The sequence below is a fragment of the Cohnella panacarvi Gsoil 349 genome, assembly GCF_000515335.1.
GTDB lineage: Bacteria > Bacillota > Bacilli > Paenibacillales > Paenibacillaceae > Cohnella > Cohnella panacarvi.
Window position 1 is genome coordinate 3,506,160 of record NZ_KI911563.1, and the last position, 16,906, is coordinate 3,523,065.

Sequence of the window (16,906 nt, forward strand, 5' to 3'; positions counted from 1 at the left end):
GCGCGTTACGGTCCCGTCTTTGTTATTTTTGCTCGGCTAGAGGGGAATGCGCGGATGGATTGGGGAGCCGTCATCGTCGCCGCCGGACGGGGAACCCGCATGGGTTCGGCGGACAACAAAATATATTTGTCGCTGGACGGACGCCCGGTGCTGGCTCATGCCCTCGCGGCGTTCGAGTCATGCCCGGCGGTTACGTCCGTCGTGATCGTGGCCGCGCCGGGCGAAGAGCAGAGAATCGCCGATATCGTGGCCGCCGAACGCCTCTCGAAGGTAACGGAGATCGTAGCCGGGGGGACCGAGCGGCAAGACAGCGTGTACAACGGACTGTCGGCGCTGCGGACGGAAGGCGTGCTCGTTCATGACGCGGCTAGACCGCTCGTAACGCCCGAGCAGATCGAGGCTTGCTGCCGGTCGGCGGAAGTTCACGGCGCATCCGCCTTGGCGGTTCCCGTTAAAGATACGATCAAGGTTGTAGACGGCGACGGATTTATCGCGGCGACGCCCGAACGCAAGTCGTTGTGGGGCGTGCAGACCCCGCAGGCTTTCCGGCGCGACGAACTGATGGACGCGCACAGGCAGGCGCTTGCCGATCGGGCATCGGCTACCGACGACGCGATGTTGCTCGAGCGGCTTGGCAAGAAGGTAGCCATCGTGAGCGGAGACTACAGCAACCTAAAAATAACGACGCCGGAAGATTTGCCTGTCGCGGAGCTGCTGCTCTCCCGTCGTCGGAAGGAGAACTGACGGATATGATACGAGTGGGACAAGGCTTCGACGTGCATCAACTGGTGGAGGGCAGGCCGTGCATAATCGGCGGCGTTACGATTCCGTACGACAAAGGGCTTCTCGGCCATTCCGACGCGGACGTGCTGCTGCACGCGATCAGCGACGCGGTGCTGGGGGCGCTTGCGCTGGGCGACATCGGCAAACATTTTCCGGATACGGACCCAGCCTATAAAGACGCAGATAGCGTGAAGCTGCTGGAGCGCGTATGGGCGCTCGCAACGGAGCGGGGCTATAAGCTCGGCAACGTCGACGCGACGATCATCGCCCAAGCCCCGAAGATGGCGCCTTATATCGGCCGAATGGTATCGGTCATCGCCAAGGCGCTCGGCGGAGAGGAAACCGAAGTCAACGTGAAAGCGACGACATCGGAGAAGCTCGGCTTTACAGGCCGCGGCGAAGGGATCGCCGCTCAAGCGGTCGTTTGCCTCGTTAAAACTTCCTGATATCTCATCCGTCACGGTAAATCGAAGCGAATTGAAATAACGGTTGTTATTTTGCGGGCGAGTTGAAGTGGATGGCAGGGTGAAAAGATCGATATACAAGGAGGAATTATTATGTCTACTAAAGTTCGCGTTCGCTACGCGCCGAGCCCGACGGGACATCTGCATATCGGAGGCGCGCGCACGGCATTGTTCACCTACTTGTTCGCTCGGAAACACGGCGGGCAATTTATCCTTCGCATCGAGGACACCGATCTGGACCGCAACGTGTCGGGCGCCGCTGAGGAGTTCTACAACGGTCTACGTTGGCTCGGCGTCGAATGGGACGAAGGAGAAGACATCGGTGGCAAGTACGGTCCGTATCGTTGTACCGATCGTATGGACATCTACCGTGAACACATCGGACAATTGCTAAAGGAAGATCGGGCTTATTATTGCTACTGCTCGGAAGAGGATCTGGCGAAGGAGCGCGATGCGCAGATCGCCGCCGGAGAGACGGCTAAGTATTCGGGGCACTGCCGCCATTTGACTCCGGAGCAGCGAGCGGCGTATGAAGCCGAAGGGCGCGGACGCACGGTTCGACTTCGCACTTCTTCCGGCGAGACGCTTGCGTTTAATGATATGGTCCGCGGGGGCATCTCGTTCGAGTCGGACGGCAACGACTTCGTTATCGTCAAATCGAACGGAATGCCGACCTACAATCTGGCCGTCGTCATTGATGATCATCTGATGGAAATTACCCATGTGACGCGGGGCGAAGAGCATATATCCAACACGCCGCGGCAAATGCAGATTTATCGTGCGTTCGGCTGGGACGTGCCGGAGTTCGCTCACTTCAATCTGATCCTGAACGAGGAAGGCAAGAAACTTTCCAAGCGGGATGAATCGATACTGCAGTTTATCTCCCAATACCGCGACCTCGGATATTTAGAAGAAGCGATTCTAAACTTCCTCGCCTTGCTCGGTTGGTCGCCGGGTACTGAGGAAGAGATTTTCTCGAAGCAGGAGCTGATCGAGCGATTCTCCTTCGAACGCGTCAATAAATCCGGCTCAATCTTCGACCAGCGGAAGCTATCGTGGATGAACAACCATTATTTCAAGAAGGCTGAGCTGGATCGAATCGTCAGGCTGTGCGTGCCGCAGCTGCAGCAAGCGAGCCGTTTGCCGGCGACATTGGATGAAGCCCAGGAAGCTTGGGTGAACGTTCTGGTGATTCTCCATCAGGAGAAAATGAACAGCGCATCGGACATCGTGCCTTTGACTGATCTGTTCTTCGCGGACGTGCCTGAGCTTGACGAAGAATCGAAGCAAGTGATGTCGGAGGCAACGGTGCAGGCGGTTCTTGCCGCGTTCCGCAACCAAGTGGAATCCGCGGGCGAAGCCGGATTCACGGTCGAGAATATGAAGGCGCTGATTAAAGCCGTGCAGTCCGAGACGGGCGTCAAAGGCAAAGGCTTGTTCATGCCGATCCGCATCGCGCTTACGGGACAAATGCACGGGCCGGATTTGAACGGAACGATCTGGCTGCTCGGTCGCGAGCGCGTGCTGAAGCGGCTGAGCGATAGCTTGGCAGCACGGCAATAAGCGTTACTTGTCACCTTTACGGCGTTGGGATATACTTGCTTTATATCGAACATGTGCGACGAACAGGAAAGTACGTTTCGCCCCGCGAATGTCCAGAGAAGACGGCCTAGGCTGAGAGCCGTCCCATTCCGACGAGACCGAATTGCGCCTGGGAGCTGCGCCGCTGATTGGAAAGCCGACGGACGGCATCGCGAAGCGAACGCCTCGAATCGTCCGAACGCATAGCCAGGTAAGCGGTGCCGGGTTGTTCCCGTTACCAGCCGAAGGAGTTCGCCGACGTTAACCCGATCCGGGGCATTGCGACGGCGCAAGCAGAGTGGGACCGCGTATGATACACGTCTCTGCAGCGAAAGCTGCAGGGGCGTTTTTATTATTCCGAAGGAGATTAAGAGAGGCAATAAATGGGGGAATAGTCATGGGGTTCTGGAGCAACGTGAAGTCCGATATCGACGTCATTCTCGAGAACGATCCGGCGGCACGAAGCCGGTTCGAGGTCGTTTTCTCTTATTCGGGTCTGCACGCCATATGGTCTCATCGCATCGCGCATTTTTTTTACAGGCATAGGTGGTTTACGGTCGCTAGGTTCATCTCGCAAATCAGCCGGTTTTTCACCGGTATCGAAATCCATCCGGGCGCTAAGATCGGACGCAAGCTGTTCATCGACCACGGGATGGGCGTCGTCATCGGCGAAACGTGCGAGATCGGGGACGAGGTCGTCATCTATCAGGGCGTAACGCTTGGGGGAACCGGCAAGGAAAAAGGGAAACGGCATCCGACGATCGGCAATCGGGTCGTCATCGCCTCGGGCGTGAAGGTGCTCGGCTCGTTCACGGTCGGAGACAACTCCAGCATCGGAGCGAACTCGGTCGTCCTGCGCGAAGTGCCCCCGAACAGCACGGTCGTGGGAATCCCCGGCCGGGTCGTGAAGCGCAACGGGCAGCGGGTCGGGGATCGGCTCAACCATACGAATTTGCCCGATCCGGTCATCGAGACGTTCCGTTTCATGCAGAAGGAAATCAACGAGCTTAAACGCGAAGTGGAACGCCTGAAGGGCGAGAGCTGCCCGACCGAGGAAGAGCAGAAGAAGAAAGACGAGCAAGCGGCGGAAGCCGTGGGCGCAGCTTACCTGTACGATATTTAACTAAAGGAGCATGAACTTGTGAACCTGAAGATCTATAATAGCATGACGAGGACGGAAGAGCTTTTCGTTCCGCGCGAAGAGGGCAAAGTAAACATGTACGTATGCGGACCGACGGTGTACGACTACATTCATATCGGCAACGCCCGCCCGGTTATTTTCTTCGACGTGGCCCGCAGATACTTGGAATCGCTCGGCCTCGAGGTTAACTATATCGTGAACTTCACGGACGTCGACGATAAGATGATACGCAAAGCGAACGAGCTCGGCATCACCGTGCCCGAGCTGGCGGAGAAGTTCATCGAAGCGTTCAAGGAGGACCGCGACGGCCTCGGCGCTCGTCCGGCAACGATTCAACCTCGCGTGACGGAGACGATTCCGGAAATCATCGACTTCATCGACGGCCTGGTGAAGAAAGGCGCGGCGTACGAGAACGGGGGAGACGTCTATTTCCGCACGGCGACGTTCCCGGAGTACGGCAAGCTGTCGCACAAGAACTTGGACGAACTGCAGTACGGCATCCGCATCGACGTCGACGAGCGCAAGGAAAGTCCGCAGGACTTCGTGCTGTGGAAAGCCGCGAAGCCGGGCGAAATTTACTGGCCGAGCCCTTGGGGCAACGGGCGTCCGGGGTGGCATATCGAGTGCTCCGCCATGGTGCGCAAATACGCGGGCGATACGCTCGACATCCACGGGGGCGGCCACGATCTGCAATTCCCGCACCACGAATGCGAGATCGCGCAGTCGGAGTCGCTGACGGAGGAGCCGCTGTCCCGTTATTGGATGCATAACGGCTTCGTCAACATCGACAACCAGAAGATGTCGAAGTCGCTGGGCAACGGGATTAACGTCCGCAACCTTCTTAAATTGGCGAAGAAAGAGCCGATTCGCTATCTGATGCTCGCGACGCACTATCGCAGCCCGCTCAATTTCAGCGAGGAGATCCTGAAGCAGGCGGACAGAAGCGTGGAACGGCTGGCGAACAGCCGGGACAACGTCGTGCATCGCCTGTCGACGGTCGCCAAAGGCTCGCTGTCGCTCGCGAAGGACGAGGTGCTTCAATCGCGGCTAGCCGAGCTGCAGGCGCAGTTCAACGCCAGCATGGACGACGATTTCGGCACGCCGGACGCCATCACGGCCTGGTTCGGTCTCGTGACGGAGGCGAATAACTACCTTCAGCGGGAATCGGTGAGCGAGGCGGATCTGCTCTCGATTCTGGAGCGGTTCGAAGCGATGGACGACGTGCTCGGCTTGCTCCCTGCGCGGGAAGAAGCGGACTTGCTCGATGAAGAGGTCGACGCGTTGATCGCCGAGCGCGCGGAAGCGAGAAGCAACCGCGACTGGAAGCGCGCGGACGAAATCCGCGATTTATTGGCGGAGCGTGGTATCGTATTGGAAGACACGCCGCAAGGCATGCGTTGGCGCCGCAAATGACGAAGGAGACGAACCGCGATCTGCCTGCCGTCATTGCGCCTGTAGTGCCGCCGGATACGCCGGTGAATTTGCTTAATCCCGTCGTGCTCGCCTATGTCGGCGACGCGGTGTTCGAAGTGTATATTCGTCAACGTCTCGTGGCCGGGCGAGCTCGCAAGCCGCACGAGCTGCACCGCGCGGCGACCCGTTACGTGTCCGCGGCCGCGCAAGCGAAGCTGCTGCAGCGCTGGCATCCGCTTCTGTCGGAAGAGGAGGCGGATATCGTGCGGCGCGGCCGCAATACGAAGTCGGGCCAGCCGCCGAGGAACGCCGATCCCGCCGATTACCGGCAGGCGACCGCGCTCGAATGCTTGATCGGCTACTTATACTACCGCGGCGAGAAGGAGCGGCTTGAGCAGTTGATCGGGCTTGCGTTCGAGGAAGCTTGATGGCGGATTGTGAGCCTGTCTGTGAAGGAATAACAACGAATCTATAGTTATTTGTTTGAAAATCGTCTGTTTACGGTTGAATACCAACGGATCGACAGTTATTTTTCGTAGTTTGCCACCGACTGTGGCTCCCGAGCCGAAATAGCTGCAAATGGTTGTTATTTGCTTGATGGGTGGGAGTTTGGCCGAATTTAGCTGCAAATGGTTGCTATTCTCGTAGTCTGCTCCGACAGGATTACGGTTTCTAGATGAAAGGACGATACAGATGAATAATCGTAAGGAAGGCGGCAAGTTCGGCGGTGGACGGGCATCCTCCAAAGGACCGGACAAGCGCCAAAGCGGGGGATGGAACCGTTCGAACGGAGGCGATCGCAAGAGTTCGGTTTCCGCCGCATCGAGTTCCGTGGTAGACGAATTCGCCGAGGATACGGAAACCCGCAACGGCAACGAAGAGGAACTCATCGCCGGCAAGCATCCGGTGCTGGAAGCGATGAAGGCGGGCCGCGCGCTCAACAAAATTTTCTTATACAAAGAGGCTCAGCGTCATCTCGTTCAGCCTATCATAGAGGAAGCGAAAGCCCGCGGCATCGTCGTGCAGCTCGTCGACAAGCGCAAGCTCGATCAGCTCGCGCCGGAGATGCAGCATCAGGGCGTCGTTGCCCAGGCGGCCGCGATCGCTTATGCGGAAGTCGAGGATTTGCTGGCCCTCGCCGTGCAGCGGGGCGAAGCGCCTTTCATCGTACTGCTCGACGAGATCGAAGACCCGCACAATCTCGGCTCCATCTTGCGCACCGCCGATTGCACCGGCGTCCATGGCGTGATCGTGCCTAAGCGCAGAAGCGCCGGCCTTACCGCCGTCGTGGCGAAAACTTCCGCAGGAGCGGTCGAGTACGTGCCGGTCGCTCGCGTGGCCAATCTCGTTCAGACGATGGAAAAGCTGAAGGAAGCCGGGCTTTGGATCGCCGGCGCCGATGCCGGAGCCCCGCAAAGCTTTCATCGGACGAAGCTGACGGGTCCGCTCGCGGTCGTGATCGGCAGCGAGGGCAAAGGGTTGTCCCGACTAGTAAGGGAGAAGTGCGATTTCATTTTATCGCTTCCGATGTTCGGCCACGTGAATTCGCTGAACGCATCCGTCGCGGCAGGCGTTATCCTATACGAGGTCGTTCGCCAGCGTCATGCGGAAGCGTGAAGACGTCCTGCTGGTCGACGGCTATAACATCATCGGAGCCTGGCCGGAGCTTGCCGCGCTCAAGAACGAGAAGCTGGAGAATGCCCGAGATCGATTGCTGGAGTTGCTAGCGGATTACCAAAGCTATTCCGGCGTTCGCGTTATCGTCGTGTTCGATGCCTATCACGTGGCCGGCGGTTTAGGTTCGGATTACAGGCATCGCAATGTTCGGGTCATGTTCACGCGGGAGAGGGAGACGGCGGACGAATGCATCGAGCGCCTCGTGGGGGATTGGATTTCCGCGCGGCGCAACGTGTACGTGGCGACGTCCGATTTGACCGAACAGCACGTCGCCTTCGGAAAAGGGGCGCTAAGGGTAACGGCCCGAGAGCTTAAGATCGCCGTAGAGCAAAGCAGCAACGATATCCAAACGACGATAAAACGTGACCCTAAGCCTAAGCGCAACGAGCTTGGCAGCGCTCTGAGCGACGATATATGGCGAAAACTGGAGAATATGAGGCGAGGCCTTGACGCGAATGGGTCAAAAGGTGGAGAAAATTAACAATTTTGCCACTGTCATTCCGAGGGCGGATAGGTTCAAATCCATTGACGCTATAGGGTTTATCAAGTATATTGTTAATAGTTTGTAAGATTTGCAGGTCCCAGCACGCTGAGCAGACCGGAGGGATATACGTGAGCGTCGACTTGGAGAGGCTGGCAACACGTGAATACGACTTCAAGACCGACGAGGACATCGTAGAAGACGTCCGTCTAGGAGACAGCGAAGCGCTGGAGTTCTTGATCAACAAGTACCGCAACTTCGTTAGGGCGAAGGCGCGATCTTACTTTTTGATCGGCGCGGAGCGGGAAGACATCGTGCAAGAAGGCATGATCGGGCTGTACAAGGCCATTCGCGACTTTAAAGGCGATAAGCTGGCATCCTTCAAAGCGTTCGCCGAGTTGTGCATCACCCGCCAGATTATTACCGCAATCAAGACCGCGACGCGGCAGAAGCATATACCGCTTAATTCCTACGTATCTTTGGACAAGCCGATATACGACGAAGATTCGGATCGAACGTTGCTGGACGTTATATGCGGTTCGAGGGTGTGCGACCCGGAAGAGATGATCATCAACCAGGAAGAGTTTTTCGGCCTCGAAGACAAGATGTCGGAAATTCTAAGCGATCTGGAACGCAAAGTGCTCATGCTTTACCTTGACGGGAGATCCTATCAGGAAATCGCCGTCGATCTCGACCGTCACGTCAAATCCATCGATAACGCTCTCCAGCGGGTCAAGCGAAAGCTGGAGCGGTATTTGGAAGTTCGCGACGTCGGAAGCTGAGATTCCTGCCCTTATCCATACTTATCGAACGACCGAGCAGCGTACCGAGAGCTGCTTTTTTATTTGCCCGAATCCTTTCTAGTCATAGACGGCTACGAATCTTTCAATTCATAGACGATTAAACGCGGCGAAAAGTTGGAAGAATGGTGCTAGGCTCTGAGGCCGATCGTCAACTCCTCTCGCGGTCTTTGCGCGACGAGCATAGAAGAGCGACTTCTATTAAGTGATTGCCAGCGTTTCTCACGACGGTTTTCGTTGACATCGATTTAGCCCTGTGATAAATTGTTTTAGTAACCTTAAAGGTGGCTTCTTATGCGCAGGTCTGAATCATCGGCGAAACACCAGGAAATGTTGTCGTGACGGAACGCCGTCGCGAGAGCGATTCCGACTACAGCCTTGGTTCACCAAGCTGGAGTTTCCGCTGATGGTTGTTTTTTATGAAGTTGTTATCCCGGGAGGTGGAAGGGATGCGGGTGATCATCACTCTGGCTTGCACGAACTGCAAGCAACGTAACTATACGTCGAGCAAGAACAAGCGGACACACTCCGATCGCATCGAGTTGAAGAAGTTCTGCAGATACTGCAACGAACATACTCCTCATCGCGAGACGCGCTAAGTCCTAGGAGGTTTTGACGTGCTGGCCAAAATGAAACAGAGCTTTGGGTCCTTTTTTTCGTTTTTCGGCGACAGTTGGGGCGAGCTTAAGAAAGTCCGTTGGCCCAGCCGGAAAGAACTTGTCAGCTACACGATCGTCGTTATCGTGACCGTGCTGCTGATAACGGTATACTTCTGGGGACTGGACATCGGCATCTCATCCCTCGTTGAACTAGTCGTTTGACGCAGGAACCTAAAGGTGGCTTTTCCATGGAGAAAAGATGGTATGTAGTGCACACGTACTCCGGTTACGAGAACAAGGTTAAGGCGAACCTGGAGAAACGCGTGGAATCTATGGGCATGCAGGACAAGATCTTCCGCGTCCTAGTGCCGATGGAAGAAGAGATTGTCAATAAGGACGGCAAGAAGAAAACCGTGATGCGCAAAGTGTATCCCGGCTATGTTCTTGTTGAAATGATTCAGACGGACGATTCTTGGTACGTCGTGCGCAACACGCCGGGAGTTACCGGCTTTGTTGGCTCAACGGGATCGGGATCGAAGCCGACTGCTCTATTGCCCGAAGAAGTGGATCAGATTCTGCATCACATGGGCATGGAGGAGCCGAAGCCGGTTATCGACTTCGAGCTTAAGGAGAACGTCCGCGTTAAGGTCGGGCCTTTCGCTGATTTCGTCGGGTCGGTCGAAGAGATTCTTCCCGAGAAAAGCAAGCTGAAGGTTCACGTTAACATGTTCGGCAGGGAAACCCCGCTTGAGTTGGATTTCACTCAGGTGGAAAAGATATAAATCATGGTTGGGGTTTCTTGAAAGAGCGGGAGAGATTGGATCTTTAATGAGATCTCGTTAAACCGCATTACTGGGCAAGGAGGTGTGCATCATGGCAAAAAAGGTCATCAAATTGGTGAAGCTGCAAGTACCAGCGGGTAAAGCTAACCCTGCGCCGCCGATCGGTCCTGCACTCGGTCAAGCTGGCGTAAACATCATGGCTTTCTGTAAGGAATTCAATGCACGTACCGCTGACCAAGCTGGATTGATTATTCCGGTTGTAATCTCGGTATATGAGGACCGTTCATTCGACTTCGTGACTAAGACTCCGCCAGCTGCTGTATTGCTGCGTGTCGCTGCAGGTATCCCTAAAGGATCCGGCGAGCCGAACAAGAAGAAAGTCGCTACGGTTAAACGCGCGAAAGTACGCGAAATCGCCGAGCAAAAAATGCAAGATCTTAACGCGGCTTCCGTTGAAGCGGCTATGCGTATGGTCGAAGGTACTGCCCGTTCGATGGGCGTTACGATCGAAGACTAATCGCCGACTAGGATATTCCTTATCGGATAGACGGATAGCTTGACAACTGCCCCGATGGCCTAGAGCTAGCGGATCGGTTGCAATCGGGTCCGTCGGTTTTTGCGGATTCGTTCGCAAGGACTGTGGGAGGAGACTTCCGTTAAAACCACACAAGGAGGAGCACACATGGCTAAACACGGCAAGAAGTACAATGAATCCGCTAAGCTGATCGACCGCGACGCTACTTACACGTCCGCCGAAGCGATCGAGCTTGTGAAGAAAGCCGCGAAAGCGAAGTTCGACGAAACCGTCGAAGCGGCCGTCCGTCTCGGCGTCGATCCGAGAAAGCAAGACCAGAACGTGCGCGGCGTTGTCGTCCTGCCTCACGGCACGGGTAAAACGCAACGCGTCCTCGTATTCGCGAAAGGCGATAAGCTCAAAGAAGCTGAAGCCGCCGGCGCGGATTACGTAGGGGATGCTGACCTCATCCAGAAGATCCAACAAGGTTGGTTCGAGTTCGACGTCTGCGTAGCAACGCCGGACATGATGGGCGAAGTCGGTAAACTGGGCCGTATTCTCGGGGGCAAAGGCTTGATGCCGAACCCTAAAGCGGGCACGGTAACGAACGACGTTGCTAAGGCTATCGCTGAGATTAAAGCCGGTAAGATCGAATACCGTCTAGACAAAGCTGGACAAATCCACGCTCCGATCGGCAAGGTTTCCTTCGATGCTGAAAAGCTCAATGACAACCTTAAAGCGCTGATCGACGCGTTGAACCGCGCGAAACCTGCTTCTTCGAAAGGCGTATACCTGAAAAACATCTCGATCTCCTCGACGATGGGCCCAGGCGCACGCGTAGACGTAGCTGCGTATCGCTAATCGAATCGGTTTCGGCCGGTATGGCGGTAAAAACTAACTTTGACATCGGAATATCCCTCGTGGTAAGCTGATGGAGTTGAAATCGAATATGGATACCGTAGACCGTAGGTGCAGCATGTCGTCCACGCGATAACGTGCGCTTAATTTCCTACCGAGGTGTGTGGATATAATTTTCCGTTGCGCGGGATGCTTGCGTCTTGTTGCCTGGTGAAAACGATCATGCCTCCGCTTAGTCTGCGGGGGCATTATTTATGCCTCCGAAAGACGGGGACGAGTATTATATTGCGGTATATTAAGACTTTAGGAGGTGTACACAATGGCAAACGCAAAAATTATCGCGGCGAAACAGCAAGAAGTTGATGTGATCGCGGCGAAATTGCGCGAAAGCACGACGACGGTCGTCGCCGACTACCGCGGTCTGAACGTGGAGCAAGTTACTTTGCTTCGTAAACAGCTTCGCGAAGCAGGCGTTGAATTCCAAGTCCTTAAGAACTCTCTCGTAAGCCGCGCAGCGGCGAACATTGAGCTTGCCGAGCTGGATGCCATCCTGACCGGCCCGACGGCTGTCGCTTTCTCGAAAGACGTGGTCGCTCCCGCGAAAATCATCAGCGATTTCGCGAAGAAGAACGATGCGCTGAAAGTTAAAGGCGGCGTTGTCGAAGGTCGTTACGTCGATGCGGCTCAAATCAAAGCGCTGGCAGATCTGCCTTCCCGCGAAGGTTTGCTCTCCATGTTGCTTAGCGTCCTGCAAGCGCCGATGCGCAACGTTGCGCTCGCTGTCAAAGCGGTCGCGGAGAAGAACGAAGCAAGCGCGTAACCCAAGCACGAACAAACTTAAGAAGATCCTATGATCTCAAATAAACGGAGGGTAATCCCATGAGTAAAGAGCAAATCTTGGAAGCCATCAAGGCTATGACCGTTCTTGAACTGAACGATCTCGTTAAAGCAATCGAAGAAGAATTCGGCGTAACGGCTGCAGCTCCGGTTGCGTTGGTTGCCGGCGGCGCTGCTGCTGCTGAAGTTGAAGAGCAAACGGAGTTCGACGTTGTTCTTACGGACGCAGGCGCTTCCAAAATCAACGTTATCAAAGTCGTTCGCGAAATCACGGGTCTTGGCTTGAAAGAAGCTAAAGACGTCGTTGACAATGCTCCTAAAGCTGTCAAAGAAAAAGTTTCCAAAGCTGATGCTGACGCGATCAAAGCTAAGCTCGAAGAAGCTGGCGCTAAAGTCGAAGTTAAGTAAGAAGCAATTGGGCGAACCCCTTGGAGATTTTCTTCGAGGGGTTTGTTCATGTCTATATTGGCGTATGATGATTAAGGGTGAGAATCGATATGAACGATCACTACTATTCGAGCAAGCCGCAGTCGGCTAGCAACCGACAGGCGTTCACGGCTACGCTTCGAGGCTTTCATTTACGGCTGACATCGGACGCGGGCGTGTTTTCGCGGGACGGGGTGGACTACGGTAGCCGAGTGCTTATCGACTTGATGGAGATCAAGCCGGATGACCAAGTGCTCGACGTCGGTTGCGGTTACGGGCCGATGGGACTGACGGCAGCACGCCTTGCGCCGCAAGGACATGTGACGATGATCGATATCAACGAGAGGGCGGTCGAGCTGGCCGAGCTCAACGCGAAGGAGAACGGCATCGTTAACGTGACGTTCCAACCTAGCGATTTGTTCGATGCGGTAAAGGGTCGGACGTTCGACGTCATTCTATCGAATCCTCCGATTCGAGCGGGTAAAGCGGTCGTACACATGTTATTGGCGGATGCCGCCCGCCATCTGAACTCTGGCGGTTCTCTATGGATCGTCATTCAGAACAAGCAGGGAGCTCCAAGCGCCCGCGCGAAGCTGGAAGAAGTATTCGGCGAGGAGAACGTCGTCGAAATCGGCAAAGACAAAGGCTTCCGAGTGTATAGAAGTACCAAGGTATAAAACATTTGACTTGACATTTCCGCTGTGGTATTATTAAAAAATGTCAGTATTAGGATGGGCTAATTGTCTTCCGAAATAACGTGCTCGAAACTCCGATCCTTTCCCAGGAATAAATACCAGCCGTTTGGCGTATAATGGGTTTGTTTTGGGGTAAGGACAGGATGGGTTGCCATTGTGCCGCCAACCGGCGCATAAGGGCTTTTCTTTATTTTTGTGTTGAAGCAGACTTAAGGGGTGAGGTTAAGTTGGCAGGACATCTTGTTCAGTATGGCCGCCGCACGCGGCGCAGCTACGCCCGCATTAATGAAGTGTTGGACGTCCCGAACCTGATCGAAATCCAGCAGCAATCGTACCAGAAGTTTTTGGACGAAGGACTGCGCGAGATTTTCCAGGACATTTCGCCGATTTCGGACTTCACGGGCAATCTCGTGCTGGAATTCATCGATTACAGCTTAGGCGAACCGAAATATTCCGTCGATGAAGCGAAGGAACGCGATGTTACTTATGCGGCTCCATTGCGCGTTAAAGTACGGCTGCTCAACAAGGAGACCGGCGAGGTCAAAGAACAGGAAGTGTTCATGGGCGATTTCCCGCTTATGACGGAAACCGGCACGTTCATTATCAATGGTGCGGAACGGGTTATCGTCAGCCAGCTGGTACGCTCCCCGAGCGTCTACTACAGCACGAAAGTAGACAAAAACGGCAAGAAGACGTACACGGCTACCGTAATCCCGAACCGCGGCGCATGGCTCGAGCTCGAGACGGATGCTAAAGATATTATTTACGTTCGTATCGACCGCACGCGGAAAATTCCGGTGACGGTGCTTCTGCGTTCCCTCGGTTTCGGTACGGACGCGGAAATTCTCGACCTCCTCGGTCAAGACGAATATATTCGCAACACGCTAGAGAAGGACAACACGGATTCTACCGAGAAAGCGCTCATCGAGATTTACGAGCGTCTTCGCCCGGGCGAACCGCCGACGCTGGAGAACGCGCGCAGCTTGCTGATCGCACGTTTCTTCGATCCGAAGCGTTATGACCTTGCTAACGTAGGTCGCTATAAAATCAACAAAAAGCTTCATATCAAGAACCGGTTGTTCAATCAACGGCTTGCCGAAACGCTCGTGGACCCGTCCACCGGCGAAATTATCGCAGAAGCCGGCCAGATGATCGATCGCCGTCTGCTGGATCAAATTCTCCCTATGCTGGAGAACAACGTCGGCTTCAGAACGTACCACGTGGTAGGCGGCGTCATGGAATCGGACGATATTCCGTTGCAATGCGTCAGCGTGTTCTCTCCGATCGAAGACGGCAAAGTCGTGAAGGTTATCTCGAACGGCATCATCGACAAATCGGTGAAGAACATTACGCCGGCGGATATTATCTCTTCGATCAACTATTTCATGAACTTACTGCACGGCATCGGCAGCACGGACGATATCGACCACTTGGGCAATCGTCGTCTGCGCTCCGTGGGCGAGTTGCTGCAGAACCAGTTCCGTATCGGTTTATCCCGTATGGAACGGGTCGTTCGCGAACGGATGTCTATCCAGGATCAGAACGCGATCACGCCGCAAGCGTTGATCAACATTCGTCCCGTCATCGCGGCAATCAAGGAGTTCTTCGGCTCCTCGCAACTGTCCCAGTTCATGGATCAGACGAATCCGCTTGCGGAACTTACGCATAAGCGCCGTCTATCCGCGCTCGGTCCGGGCGGTTTGACCCGCGAACGCGCAGGCTTCGAAGTCCGCGACGTTCACCACTCGCACTATGGACGGATGTGCCCGATCGAGACGCCGGAAGGTCCGAACATCGGTCTGATCAACTCGCTGTCTACTTTCGCGCGCATTAACGAGTACGGCTTCATTGAAGCCCCTTACCGTAAAGTAGATCCGAACACGAACGCGGTAACCGACGAGATCGTCTACATGACCGCGGACGAGGAAGACAACTATATCATCGCCCAGGCGAACGCGAAGCTGAACCCGGACGGCACCTTCACGGACGACCAGGTCATCGTGCGGATCAACAGACAGACGGACAACATCCAGACGATGTCCTCCGATCGCGTTGACTACATGGACGTATCTCCGAAGCAGGTCGTATCCGTCGCGACGGCGATGATTCCGTTCCTCGAGAACGATGACTCGAACCGCGCGCTGATGGGTTCCAACATGCAACGTCAGGCCGTGCCTTTGCTCGTGCCTGAAGCGCCTTTCGTCGGCACCGGCATGGAGTACAAGTCCGCGAAAGATTCCGGGGTATGTATTGTGTCCAAATACGACGGAATCATCGAACGCGTGTCTGCCAATGAAATCCAGCTTCGCCGCGTCGAGACGATCGACGGCAAGGAAGTCAAAGGCGATATTATCAAGTACAAGCTTCAGAAATTCATGCGTTCCAACCAAGGAACTTGCATTAACCAACGTCCGCTCGTCAAACGCGGCGAAGTGATCAAGAAGGGCGACATTCTCGCCGACGGTCCTTCGACCGAGACCGGGGAACTGGCGCTCGGCCGCAACGTCGTCGTTGCGTTCATGACGTGGGAAGGCTACAACTACGAGGATGCGATCCTCCTCTCCGAGAAGCTAGTGCGCGAAGACGTGTACACTTCGATTCATATCGAAGAATACGAGTCCGAAGCTCGCGACACGAAGCTTGGACCGGAAGAGATCACGCGCGACATCCCGAACGTCGGCGAAGACGCGCTTCGCAACCTCGATGAGCGCGGCATTATCCGCGTCGGCGCGGAGATCAGCGCGGGGGATATCCTCGTCGGTAAAGTTACGCCTAAGGGCGTTACCGAGTTGACGGCGGAAGAACGCCTCCTGCACGCGATTTTCGGCGAGAAGGCGCGCGAAGTTCGCGACACGTCGCTCCGCGTACCTCACGGTACGGACGGCATCGTCGTAGACGTGAAGGTGTTCACTCGGGAGAACGGCGACGAGCTGCCTCCTGGCGTTAACCAATTGGTACGCGCTTATATCGCTCAGAAACGTAAGATTTCCGAAGGCGATAAGATGGCCGGCCGCCACGGTAATAAAGGGGTTATCGCCCGCATTCTGCCGGAAGAAGACATGCCGTTCCTGCCGGACGGTACGCCTGTACAGGTCGTACTGAACCCGCTGGGGGTTCCTTCCCGGATGAACATCGGCCAGGTGCTCGAAGTTCACCTTGGCATGGCTTGCCGGTTGCTCGGCATCCATGCGTCAACGCCGGTATTCGACGGCGCTACCGAGTACGACGTATTCGACACGATGGAAGAAGCCGGCATGCAGCGCAACGGCAAGTGGCGTCTGCGCGACGGACGCTCGGGCGAAGAGTTCGAGCGCGAAGTTACCGTCGGCGTTATGTATATGATCAAGCTGGCGCACATGGTCGACGATAAGATCCATGCCCGCTCCACGGGACCATACTCGCTCGTTACGCAGCAGCCTTTGGGCGGTAAAGCTCAATTCGGCGGCCAGCGCTTCGGGGAGATGGAAGTGTGGGCGCTCGAGGCCTACGGCGCGGCGTATACGCTGCAAGAGATTCTTACGGTCAAATCCGACGACGTGGTCGGCCGCGTGAAGACGTACGAATCGATCGTCAAAGGCGAGAACGTGCCGGAACCGGGAGTACCGGAATCGTTCAAGGTTCTGATCAAAGAGCTTCAGAGCTTGGGTATGGACGTTAAGATCTTGTCCGGCGACGAAACAGAGATCGAAATGAAAGAAATCGACGATGAAGACGATGCCGCTGGAGATAAGCTGAACCTCAATCTAGAAGGCTCTGAAGTCGGTGTAGAATAACTCAACCTTTAATCGGTGTCCCTGCAAGCCGCCGCGATAAGCTTCGAACGGTCGCGCGGCATTGCCGGGTAAATTAAGGAGG

The 16,906-nt window shown here is 55.4% G+C and carries 18 protein-coding genes and 1 other annotated feature; all 18 genes read left to right on the forward strand.

The window, feature by feature from the left end; genetic code table 11:
- Positions 1-54: 54 nt before the first annotated feature.
- The 18 genes from ispD (at position 55) to rpoB (ending at position 16,824) form a co-directional block, all read left to right on the forward strand.
- Positions 55-744: a 2-C-methyl-D-erythritol 4-phosphate cytidylyltransferase gene (gene ispD, locus COHPA_RS0116790; protein ID WP_027087323.1), complete on the forward strand. Its 690-nt coding sequence runs from the start codon at positions 55-57 to the stop codon at positions 742-744.
- Positions 745-749: 5 nt separating this feature from the next.
- On the forward strand, positions 750-1,229 hold the full coding sequence (gene ispF / locus COHPA_RS0116795) for a 2-C-methyl-D-erythritol 2,4-cyclodiphosphate synthase (RefSeq protein WP_027087324.1): 480 nt from the start codon (positions 750-752) through the stop codon (positions 1,227-1,229).
- 111 nt (positions 1,230-1,340) lie between these two features.
- Entirely contained in the window at positions 1,341-2,810 is a 1,470-nt protein-coding gene (gene gltX / locus COHPA_RS0116800; protein ID WP_027087325.1) for a glutamate--tRNA ligase, read from the forward strand.
- 415 nt (positions 2,811-3,225) lie between these two features.
- Positions 3,226-3,951, forward strand: a complete 726-nt coding sequence (gene epsC, locus COHPA_RS0116805; protein ID WP_027087326.1) for a serine O-acetyltransferase EpsC — start codon at positions 3,226-3,228, stop codon at positions 3,949-3,951.
- 18 nt (positions 3,952-3,969) lie between these two features.
- Positions 3,970-5,382 carry a cysteine--tRNA ligase gene (cysS, locus tag COHPA_RS0116810; protein ID WP_027087327.1) on the forward strand — a complete coding sequence of 471 codons (1,413 nt, stop codon included), beginning with the start codon at positions 3,970-3,972 and terminating at the stop codon, positions 5,380-5,382.
- Positions 5,379-5,810, forward strand: a complete 432-nt coding sequence (locus COHPA_RS0116815; RefSeq protein WP_027087328.1) for a Mini-ribonuclease 3 — start codon at positions 5,379-5,381, stop codon at positions 5,808-5,810. The genes cysS and COHPA_RS0116815 overlap by 4 nt, the downstream gene beginning before the upstream one ends.
- A gap of 265 nt (positions 5,811-6,075) precedes the next feature.
- On the forward strand, positions 6,076-6,999 hold the full coding sequence (rlmB, locus tag COHPA_RS23680) for a 23S rRNA (guanosine(2251)-2'-O)-methyltransferase RlmB (protein ID WP_027087329.1): 924 nt from the start codon (positions 6,076-6,078) through the stop codon (positions 6,997-6,999).
- Entirely contained in the window at positions 6,986-7,540 is a 555-nt protein-coding gene (locus COHPA_RS0116825; RefSeq protein ID WP_027087330.1) for an NYN domain-containing protein, read from the forward strand. The genes rlmB and COHPA_RS0116825 overlap by 14 nt, the downstream gene beginning before the upstream one ends.
- 131 nt (positions 7,541-7,671) lie before the next feature.
- The gene (gene sigH, locus COHPA_RS0116830) at positions 7,672-8,322 is read left to right on the forward strand and encodes an RNA polymerase sporulation sigma factor SigH (protein WP_027087331.1); all 651 of its coding nucleotides are present in this window, start codon (positions 7,672-7,674) and stop codon (positions 8,320-8,322) included.
- A gap of 467 nt (positions 8,323-8,789) precedes the next feature.
- Positions 8,790-8,939 (forward strand): 50S ribosomal protein L33, encoded by a 150-nt coding sequence (gene rpmG, locus COHPA_RS0116835; protein WP_027087332.1) that lies wholly within the window; start codon positions 8,790-8,792, stop codon positions 8,937-8,939.
- A 30-nt stretch (positions 8,940-8,969) separates the two neighbouring features.
- On the forward strand, positions 8,970-9,161 hold the full coding sequence (gene secE, locus COHPA_RS0116840; RefSeq protein WP_035121174.1) for a preprotein translocase subunit SecE: 192 nt from the start codon (positions 8,970-8,972) through the stop codon (positions 9,159-9,161).
- A gap of 26 nt (positions 9,162-9,187) precedes the next feature.
- The gene (gene nusG / locus COHPA_RS0116845) at positions 9,188-9,721 is read left to right on the forward strand and encodes a transcription termination/antitermination protein NusG (protein WP_027087334.1); all 534 of its coding nucleotides are present in this window, start codon (positions 9,188-9,190) and stop codon (positions 9,719-9,721) included.
- A 91-nt stretch (positions 9,722-9,812) separates the two neighbouring features.
- Complete coding sequence (gene rplK, locus COHPA_RS0116850) at positions 9,813-10,238, forward strand: 50S ribosomal protein L11 (protein ID WP_027087335.1); 426 nt, start codon at positions 9,813-9,815, stop codon at positions 10,236-10,238.
- A gap of 165 nt (positions 10,239-10,403) precedes the next feature.
- Complete coding sequence (rplA, locus tag COHPA_RS0116855; RefSeq protein WP_027087336.1) at positions 10,404-11,096, forward strand: 50S ribosomal protein L1; 693 nt, start codon at positions 10,404-10,406, stop codon at positions 11,094-11,096.
- Between the two features lie 77 nt (positions 11,097-11,173).
- Positions 11,174-11,357 (forward strand) — a sequence feature (ribosomal protein L10 leader region).
- Between the two features lie 55 nt (positions 11,358-11,412).
- Complete coding sequence (gene rplJ, locus COHPA_RS0116860) at positions 11,413-11,913, forward strand: 50S ribosomal protein L10 (protein ID WP_027087337.1); 501 nt, start codon at positions 11,413-11,415, stop codon at positions 11,911-11,913.
- Positions 11,914-11,972: 59 nt separating this feature from the next.
- Complete coding sequence (gene rplL, locus COHPA_RS0116865; protein ID WP_027087338.1) at positions 11,973-12,338, forward strand: 50S ribosomal protein L7/L12; 366 nt, start codon at positions 11,973-11,975, stop codon at positions 12,336-12,338.
- Between the two features lie 89 nt (positions 12,339-12,427).
- On the forward strand, positions 12,428-13,033 hold the full coding sequence (locus COHPA_RS0116870; RefSeq protein ID WP_027087339.1) for a class I SAM-dependent methyltransferase: 606 nt from the start codon (positions 12,428-12,430) through the stop codon (positions 13,031-13,033).
- 245 nt (positions 13,034-13,278) lie between these two features.
- On the forward strand, positions 13,279-16,824 hold the full coding sequence (gene rpoB, locus COHPA_RS0116875; protein WP_027087340.1) for a DNA-directed RNA polymerase subunit beta: 3,546 nt from the start codon (positions 13,279-13,281) through the stop codon (positions 16,822-16,824).
- The last annotated feature ends 82 nt before the right edge of the window (positions 16,825-16,906 follow it).